At 65.2% G+C, this 7878-nt stretch carries 6 protein-coding genes; 5 read left to right on the top strand and 1 reads right to left on the bottom strand.

Annotated features, from left to right (window positions below):
- The 3 genes from VNO22_09855 to VNO22_09865 form a co-directional block, all read left to right on the top strand.
- Positions 1-424: tetratricopeptide repeat protein (locus VNO22_09855; protein HXG61670.1), on the top strand; the 424-nt coding region annotated here is incomplete at its 5' end.
- A 106-nt stretch (positions 425-530) separates the two neighbouring features.
- Positions 531-920, top strand: coding sequence for a DUF4143 domain-containing protein (locus tag VNO22_09860; GenBank protein HXG61671.1), 390 nt, complete (start codon positions 531-533; stop codon positions 918-920).
- Positions 921-1049: 129 nt separating this feature from the next.
- Positions 1050-2231, top strand: coding sequence for an MraY family glycosyltransferase (locus VNO22_09865; GenBank protein ID HXG61672.1), 1182 nt, complete (start codon positions 1050-1052; stop codon positions 2229-2231).
- Here VNO22_09865 and VNO22_09870 read toward each other — a convergent pair.
- Complete coding sequence (locus VNO22_09870; GenBank protein ID HXG61673.1) at positions 2228-3352, bottom strand: glycosyltransferase family 4 protein; 1125 nt, start codon at positions 3350-3352, stop codon at positions 2228-2230. The two genes, VNO22_09865 and VNO22_09870, sit on opposite strands and share 4 nt — an antisense overlap.
- A gap of 149 nt (positions 3353-3501) precedes the next feature.
- Here VNO22_09870 and asnB point away from each other — a divergent pair, with 149 nt between their 5' ends.
- Complete coding sequence (asnB, locus tag VNO22_09875) at positions 3502-6399, top strand: asparagine synthase (glutamine-hydrolyzing) (GenBank protein HXG61674.1); 2898 nt, start codon at positions 3502-3504, stop codon at positions 6397-6399.
- Positions 6396-7760, top strand: coding sequence for a lipopolysaccharide biosynthesis protein (locus VNO22_09880; GenBank protein ID HXG61675.1), 1365 nt, complete (start codon positions 6396-6398; stop codon positions 7758-7760). The genes asnB and VNO22_09880 overlap by 4 nt, the downstream gene beginning before the upstream one ends.
- The last annotated feature ends 118 nt before the right edge of the window (positions 7761-7878 follow it).

Consider the following 7878-nt stretch of genomic DNA (forward strand, 5'->3'; position numbering starts at 1 on the left):
GGCGTGGGGGCGGCTGGGGGCGTACGACCGGGCTCTCGAGCGCGCGCGGGCGGCGGCGCGGATGGACCCGCTGGAGCCCGCCTGGCGGGTGCTCGAGGCGGAACTCCTGGCGGCGCGGGGGGACCGCCTGGCGGCGGCGGAGGCGTATGGGGAGGCGCTTCGCCTGGCCCCCTCGCGGGCGGACGTGCGGGTCCGGCGGGGGGACCTCTACGCGGCGCTTTCGATGTGGGCGCTCGCGGCGGACGATTACCGGGAGGCGCTGGCGCTGCGGCCGGGGGACCGGGGGCTGACGCTGGCCCTGGCGCGGGCGCTTTCGTCAGCCGGCGAGGCGGCGGCCGCGCGCCGGACGCTCGAGGCATGGCTCCGCGCGCACCCGGAGGACGCGGAGGCGAAGCGCCTTCGCGACGCCCTGCCGGGGCGGTAGCGCGGGACTCTTCCGGGGTGCGGACGAACGGGATCCCCCCCTTTTTCCGCAGCTGTTTTTCGGGATATCGCCCTCCGGGAGGGTTGCTTCCCCGGATGCTGGAAAGATGCCCGAAGGAGAACTAGAGCGCTCTCCTTTTCTGGGGCCGCTTTTCGAAGGATTCGTGGCCTCGGAGATCGTCAAGCATCAGATCGGCTGCGGGCGGCGTCCGGAGATCTACTTCTACCGGGACCGTCAGGGCCTGGAGGTCGATTTCATCGTCCCGGCGGGTGCGGGTCGCATGCTTCTGGTCGAAGCCAAAGCGGGTCGGACGGCGTTTCCCGACCAGGGGCGCCCCATTGTCCGCCTGGCGGCATCTCTTCGCGGCCGTTCGTGGAAGGGCTTCCTGGTGTATCGTCCCACCGGCGCGCCGACGGAGGTTTCCGCTCTTCTTCCCGGAGTTCGGGCGGGCCCGTTGAAGCGTCTCGTCGCCGAACTGGGGCGTCGCCCGTCCTGAGGTCCTCCGCCGCCCGGCTTCCGGAAACCGTGCCTACCCGCCATCCTTGTCGCGCGTTCCCTTCGTAAAAAGGTTCGTCGGCGCCCCGGGCGCGGTATAATCCGCTCGGCTCCGGGCGAGAGAGAGGCGATGGTCGAGCTGGCGTCGTACCTGTTCCTGGTTTCCCTTTTTCTGGCGCTCGTTCTGACGCCGCTGGGGGCGCGTGGGGCGCGCCGCTGGGGGATTCTGGACCATCCCGGCCCGCGGAAGATTCATCTTGAACCCGTGCCGCTCTCCGGCGGCTGGGCGCTTTTCGGCGCGCTGACCCTGGTCGTCTGGGGCCATCTGGGGGCGGCGTATCTGCTCCGCGGCGTCGAGCCTCCGGGGTTCCTTCCGGACCTGGGGCGCAAGCTCCTCGGGCAGGCGCCCTCGTTGTCGCTCAAGATCCTTCCGATCTGGCTTGGCGCGGCGGCGATTTTCGTCCTGGGGCTCCTGGACGACCTGCGCGGGGTCTCGGCGCGCGCACGGCTTGTCGTCCAGGGGTTGGTGGCGGCCGCTCTGGTGGCGCTCGGCTACGGCCCGTCGCTTACGTTTTTTCCGCCGTGGGCAGCCGGCGCGATCGGCGTCCTTTGGATCGTCGGGGTCACGAACGCCTTCAATTTCCTGGACGGCCTCGACGGGCTGGCGGCGGGGGTGGCGTTCGTCGGGACGCTGGCGCTCCTGACGATCATGGGAGTGAGCGACCAGCCGAACGTGGTCCTGCTGTGCGCCGCGTGGGCGGGGATGCTTCTCGGGTTTCTAAGGTACAACGCGCATCCGGCGCGCGTCTTCCTGGGAAGTTCGGGGAGCCTCCTCGTCGGCTATTTCATGGCGATGGCGACGCTGCTTCTGACGTTCTGCGCGGGTCCGGCGAAGAACCCCCTGGCTTCCGTGTTTACGCCCCTTTTCGTCGTGGCTCTTCCGCTCTACGACACCGCCTCGGTGATTCTCATTCGGCTTCGCGAGAAGCGTCCGCTCATGACGGGCGACCGGAGCCACTTCCACCACCGTCTCATGAGGATCGGTTTTTCGCACCGTCAGGCGGTGGCGTTCGTGTGCCTGATGGCGTTCGCGGTGGCTCTGAGCGCGGTGCGGCTCGTGTACGCCACGCCGCGCGGAACGGCGATCATCCTGCTGCAGATCGGGGCTTTGCTGGCCGTTCTCGTCCTGGCGGAGAGGGTCGTGATGCGGGCGCGCGGACGCGAGAAGGGGCAGGCCCGTTCCGGGTCCGCCGCTTCGGGGGTTTTCAGCGTGGCCGACGCGAGGAGCGAGGCGTGGCGGAAGGATCGCTAAGGCGCGCGCCTTGTGGCCTCCAGGATCCGCTCATAGAGCGCCAGGGTTTCCTCGCACACCCTTTCGGCGGAAAACTCGCGGACCGCCCTCGCGCGGCCGGCCGCGCCCATCCGCTCGCGGAGGCCGGGATCGCGGATCAAGGTTCGGAGGGCCTCGGCCAGGGCGGCCGGATCGCGGGGCGGGACCAGAAGCCCTTCGCGACCGTGCGTCACCGCATCGCGGCAGCCGGGGACGTCGGTCGTGACGACGGGTTTTCCCGCCGCCATGGCTTCGAGGATCGTCATCGCAAGACCCTCGCGGTACGAGGGCAGGCAGACGACATGGCTTCGGGCCAGAAGTCCCGGCATATCTGTCACCCATCCGGTCCATTCGACGACCCCCTCCCTCATCCAGTCCCGGATCTCGGCTTCCGAGATCGATGCGGGATTACCGGGGTCGGGCCGGCCCGCAAGGAGGAATCGGGCGCGAACGCCGGTCTGGTGGAGCTTCCGTGCTGCTTGGACGAACTCGATGACCCCCTTAGGGCGCAGAAGGCGCGCCGGAAGGACCACGATCGGCATACCCTCGGCCGGTGCGTGCTTCGGTTGAAAGCGTTCGATATCCACTCCGGAGCCTGGAATGACCCTCGTGCGTTCGGGCGTCGCCAATCCCCGGCGTTCGAATTCGCTTCTGTCCTCTTCGTTCTGAAAAAGAAAAAACACGTTTCGGCGTCGGAAGGCCGGCCGAAGCATCCGGAGAACGCCCTCTCGGGCGGTGCGGAAGAGCGCCCCATGCCGATCGAAAAGGTATCCGAGACCCGTAACGGCGTTGAGGACGGCCGGCACGCGGGCCGCGGCGGCGGCGAGGGTTCCGTAAAGCACGGGTTTCAGAGTGAGGTGATGGACCAAACGGGGCTTGATTTTCCGATAGAAGGGCGCCAGACGGGCGAGCGAGACGGCCTCCCGAAACGGCTCCATTCCTTTTCGGGAAAGATTGACGCGGTGGATTTCCGCGCCGAGCGCCTGGAGCGCCTTTTCATCGCCTCCGGGGGGAAGCGCCACGTGGACGTCGTAGCCCGCGCGGATCGCGCTTTGGATCAGCTCTTTCCGGTGGATCGCGACATGCCACCAGACGATGTCCACGTAGAGCAGGCGGCGATATACCTGAGCCGTTGCCGTGCTTTCTCGGAAATCCGGCTTGACGATAAGCCGGATTTATACGATGTAACTCTCATTCCGGCAAGCACGGCGCGATCCCAACCCTGGACTCGCTTTCCCCGCTGGAGTCGGCCGTGTGTGGGATAGCCGGCATCTTCTCCTACGGACCGGACGGGCCGCTCGTGGACAACGCGGAACTCGTGCGGATGAGGGACCGCATGGCTTCCCGGGGCCCGGATGGCGCCGGCCTTTGGCGTTCGGAAGACGGGCGAATCGCCCTCGCCCACCGCCGCCTGGCGATCCTCGACCCTTCTCCCGCCGGTGTCCAACCCATGAGCTCTCCCGACGGGTCCTTGGTGATCGTCTTCAACGGCGAGATCTACAACTATCGGGAGCTTCGCCGGGACCTGGAGAAAGAGGGAGCTGTCTTTCGAACCCAAACCGATACCGAGGTCCTCCTGAACCTTTACGCCCGCGATGGAGAGCGGATGGTCGAACGCCTCCGGGGCATGTACGCTTTCGCCTTGTGGAATGCCCGCACGCGAACTCTGCTCCTGGCCCGGGACCCTTTCGGAATCAAGCCTCTATACCTGGCCGACGACGGTCATACCCTGCGCTTCGCTTCGCAAGTGAAGGCGATCGCGGCGGGCGGCCGAGTGTCGATGGACGTGAGCGCTCCCGGAATCACAGGGTTCTTCATCTGGGGGCACGTGCCGGAACCTTGGACGTGGCTCAAGGCGGTTCGCCCCCTTCCCGCGGGCTCCTGCCTGCAAGTGCGCGAAGGAGCCCCTTTGGCCTCTCCACGGCGACACTTCGACCTCCGGGAGGAGATCCTGGCGGCCGAGGAAAGCTCCGTCGGATCGGACTCGCCCGCGGAGCAGGTCCTGGAAGCGCTTCGCCAGAGCGTCCGCTTCCACATGGTTTCCGACGTCCCGGTGGGGCTTTTTCTCTCGGCGGGAAAGGACTCCAACCTCATCGCAGCCTTCGCCGTGCGGGAGTGTAAAACACCTCTCCGGACGGTGACGCTCTCTTTTGACGAATACAAAGGCACGGTCCAGGATGAATCGACCGGGGCTGCGGAAAGTGCGCGTCTCCTCGGCACGGTCCACCACGAGGCGACGATTCTCCGGCCGGATTTCGAGCAGGAACGGGACCGCCTCCTGGAGTGCATGGACCAGCCTACGATCGACGGCGTGAACACGTACTTCGTCAGTCGGGCCGCTTCGCGGATTGGACTCAAGGTCGCTCTCTCGGGCCTCGGTGGAGACGAGCTCTTCGGCGGCTATTCGTCCTACCGTCAGGTTCCGAGGTTGCATCGGTATCTCAGGGCATTTCAAATCCTGCCGGGCTTCGGCCGTGGTGTCCGGTGGCTCTCTTCACCCCTGTTCAGACGGACGCGCTTCCCCAAGGTCGCCGGTCTGATTGAATATGGCTCCTCTTTCGCCGGCGCTTATCTGTTGCGGCGTGCCTTGTACATGCCTTGGGAGCTTCGGAGCCTCCTCGACCCCGGGCTTCTGCGGGAGGGGCTGTCGGCCCTTGACCTCCTTCGACGCCTGGAAGAATCCATTCGCGGAATTCGGACCCCCGCGCTGAAGATCATGCTCCTCGAAATGACGGGGTATATGCGGAACCAGCTCCTACGGGATGCGGATTGGGCGGGCATGGCGCACTCTCTGGAAATCCGCGTTCCCTTTATCGATATTTCTTTTTTTCGAGCCTGGCTTCGCTTTGCGCGGGTGAATCTCCCGTTCGACCGCGAGGCGCTCCTTCGGCTTGCCTCTCCGGACTTGTGGCGGGTGCTCTCCGGCCGCCCCAAGACGGGTTTCTCCCTGCCCGTTCAGGCGTGGACGCGCGGTTTTCCTCCCCGCCGCCCCTGTCGAGGAAACTTGAGAATATGGGCGCAGACGGTCGCGCGAACGTGCGACCCCGCGCTCAAGTCCTGGCGGATCGCCATGCTCGTCACGGACGCTTACGGCGGCATCGGCGGCATCGCGAAGTTCAACAGGGACCTGCTTGCCGCTTTGGCGGGCATGACCGAGGTCAGCTCGATCGTCGCCATACCACGACTCATCCAGCGCGAGCCGGAGCCGATTCCCGACAAGGTCGTTTTCGACCGCGCGGCGGCCCAAGGAAAGGTCATCTACGCTCTCCGGACGCTGAAGTGGGCCCTCTCCCGCACCCGCTTCGATCTCGTGCTTTGCGGCCATCTCAACCTGTTGCCTCTTGCCTGGGTTGTCAGCCGCATGCACGGGTGCCCCCTTGCCGTGGTTGTCCACGGCGTGGAGGCCTGGCGACCGCATCCGAGTTCTCTCGTTCGAAACGCCCTGCAGCGCATCCGATGCGTAATTGCAGTCAGCAGGCATACTATCGAACGGATGCGGTCGTGGTGCGGATTATCGCGCGGTCGATTGCATGTTCTCCCCAACTGCGTAGATCTCAAGAGATATACCCCTCGCCCTCGCAACCTTACCCTGGCGCAGCGTTATAACCTGACAGGCAAACGGGTTCTCCTGACCGTCGGCCGACTTGCGGGATACGAACGCTATAAAGGGTTCGATGAAACTCTTGAAGTCCTGCCTGACCTGATAAAGGACATTCCCGACATAGCCTATGTCATCGTGGGCGACGGCGACGATCGTCCCCGGCTGGAGCGCAAAGCGATGACCTTGGGAGTGGGCGACCGGGTGGTCTTTACCGGTTACGTGAGCGAGGAAGAAAAGCTGGATCTGTACAATATTGCCGACGTTTTCGTGATGCCAAGCAGAGGGGAGGGGTTCGGAATCGTCTACCTCGAAGCGATGGCGTGTGGCGTACCCGTCATTGGCAGCCGTCTCGACGGCAGCCGCGAGGCGTTGCGCGATGGAATGCTGGGCCGCCTCGTGGATCCAGGAAACCCCCAGGAACTCGTGGGAGCGATTAAAGAAGCCCTGTCTCTCCCGCGCGGTCGCCCAGCGGGACTCGAATACTTCAGCGTCGAGGCTTATCGAAACCGCGTGGGGACCCTTGTACGCGACCTTGTTGAGCGTGCATGATGATCCTTCGCTCCATGTTCCGCCGTCGCATCGTGATCGAGGCCGCTTGGGTCTTCGCTGGACAGATGGCTTCGGCGGCGGCCACGCTCGTCGGGTTGCGCCTGATTACGGATCTCGTGTCGCCCTCCGTCTATGGAACCATCGTCCTCGTTGTCGGTACGGTCGGTCTGGCTCATGGTCTTGTCGCGGGGCCGTGGATGCAGTCCGTCCTGCGCCTGTATCCCGAAGTGGCGGCCGCGGGTGCGGAAGGGGAGCTCCGGCGCGCGACATGGGTGGGTTTGCGCAAGCCTGTGATCGCGGCCCTCCTCCTCATGGGAGCCCCTGGCGCGATCTGGACCCTGAGCCATCCAGAGCACACGTGGACGGCAGTCCTTGCCCTGGTTCTGCTGGCGGCCGAAATCGCGCGTTCCGTGGAAGTCACCTTTCTCAGTGCATCCCGCCGACAGCGCGCGATGGCGCTTCTGATCGCGGTGGACGCCTGGTTGCGGATCTCTGGAGCCCTCGCGCTTGTTGTCGTTTTTGGCCCGAGCAGTGCCGCCGTGCTTGGAGGGTACCTCCTCGGCTGTGGCGCGACACTGGGAGGCTATCGTCTTCTGGGCCGGAGGCGGGATTCCGGGAACAGATTTTCATCCCCCACCGTCCTGCTGTCGCCCGAAGCGCTGCTTCCTCGCATGTGGATCTATGCGCTTCCGCTTGCGCCTTTGCCGCTGATCGCCTGGGTGAGCGCCCAGGCCGACCGATACCTCCTCGCCGGCATGGCCGGGATCTCGGCGGCCGGTCTCTACGCCGCGATGTATGGTCTGGCGAGCAAGCCGTTCATGCTGCTTTCGGGAACTGTTGACCTCGCTCTGCGGCAACCTTACTACACGCGCGTGTCCGCAGCTGACCACACGGCCGAGCGGGCGGCTTTGGCCTTGTGGCTTCGAGCGGTCACAGCGGGCTCTTTGCTGCTTTATTTGCCTTTCGCCTTGTTTCATAGGCAGATTGCAGCGCTCGCGCTCGGCTCCGATTATCGCGACCACTCGGCTCTGATGGCCTGGATCGCCGCCGGTTATGCTCTCCTCTGCATGGCGCAAGTATTCGAGCGTGTATGCTATGCCTATGGTGATACACGGGGCGTTCTCTGGATCCAGGGGTGCGGGGCGCTCTTAAGTCTCGCGGTGGCGGCTCCTCTCGTTGCCCGTTGGGGCATCCGAGGCGCCGCCTGGGCGGTCCCGGTCTCCTTCAGCGCCCAGCTCATGATTGCCGCCGCACGGGCCCGGCGCGCGCGACGTATCGGCATCACGAAGAATTTGCACTTTTCCAGACCTTCTCCGACGTCCACCGTAAAGGTTTCGACGGGGCCTGCTCCCCAAAATTAGGGCCACGAGAAATCTCAGTGTTTAAGATCCTCTGACCGAGAAAGGAGGAGGATCGATGAAGAAGGAGCGGTTCCGAGAGGAGCAGATCGTCCGGATTCTGAAGGAGGCCGAAACGGGC

This window comes from Planctomycetota bacterium, assembly GCA_035574235.1.
Lineage (GTDB): Bacteria > Planctomycetota > MHYJ01 > MHYJ01 > JACPRB01 > DATLZA01.

Excerpts from the sequence above, each read along its gene's own strand:
- VNO22_09860 (HXG61671.1), top strand. The coding sequence starts at position 531 with ATGCCCGAAGGAGAACTAGAGCGCTCTCCTTTTCTGGGGCCGCTTTTC.
- VNO22_09865 (HXG61672.1), top strand. The coding sequence starts at position 1,050 with ATGGTCGAGCTGGCGTCGTACCTGTTCCTGGTTTCCCTTTTTCTGGCG.
- VNO22_09880 (HXG61675.1), top strand. The coding sequence starts at position 6,396 with ATGATGATCCTTCGCTCCATGTTCCGCCGTCGCATCGTGATCGAGGCC.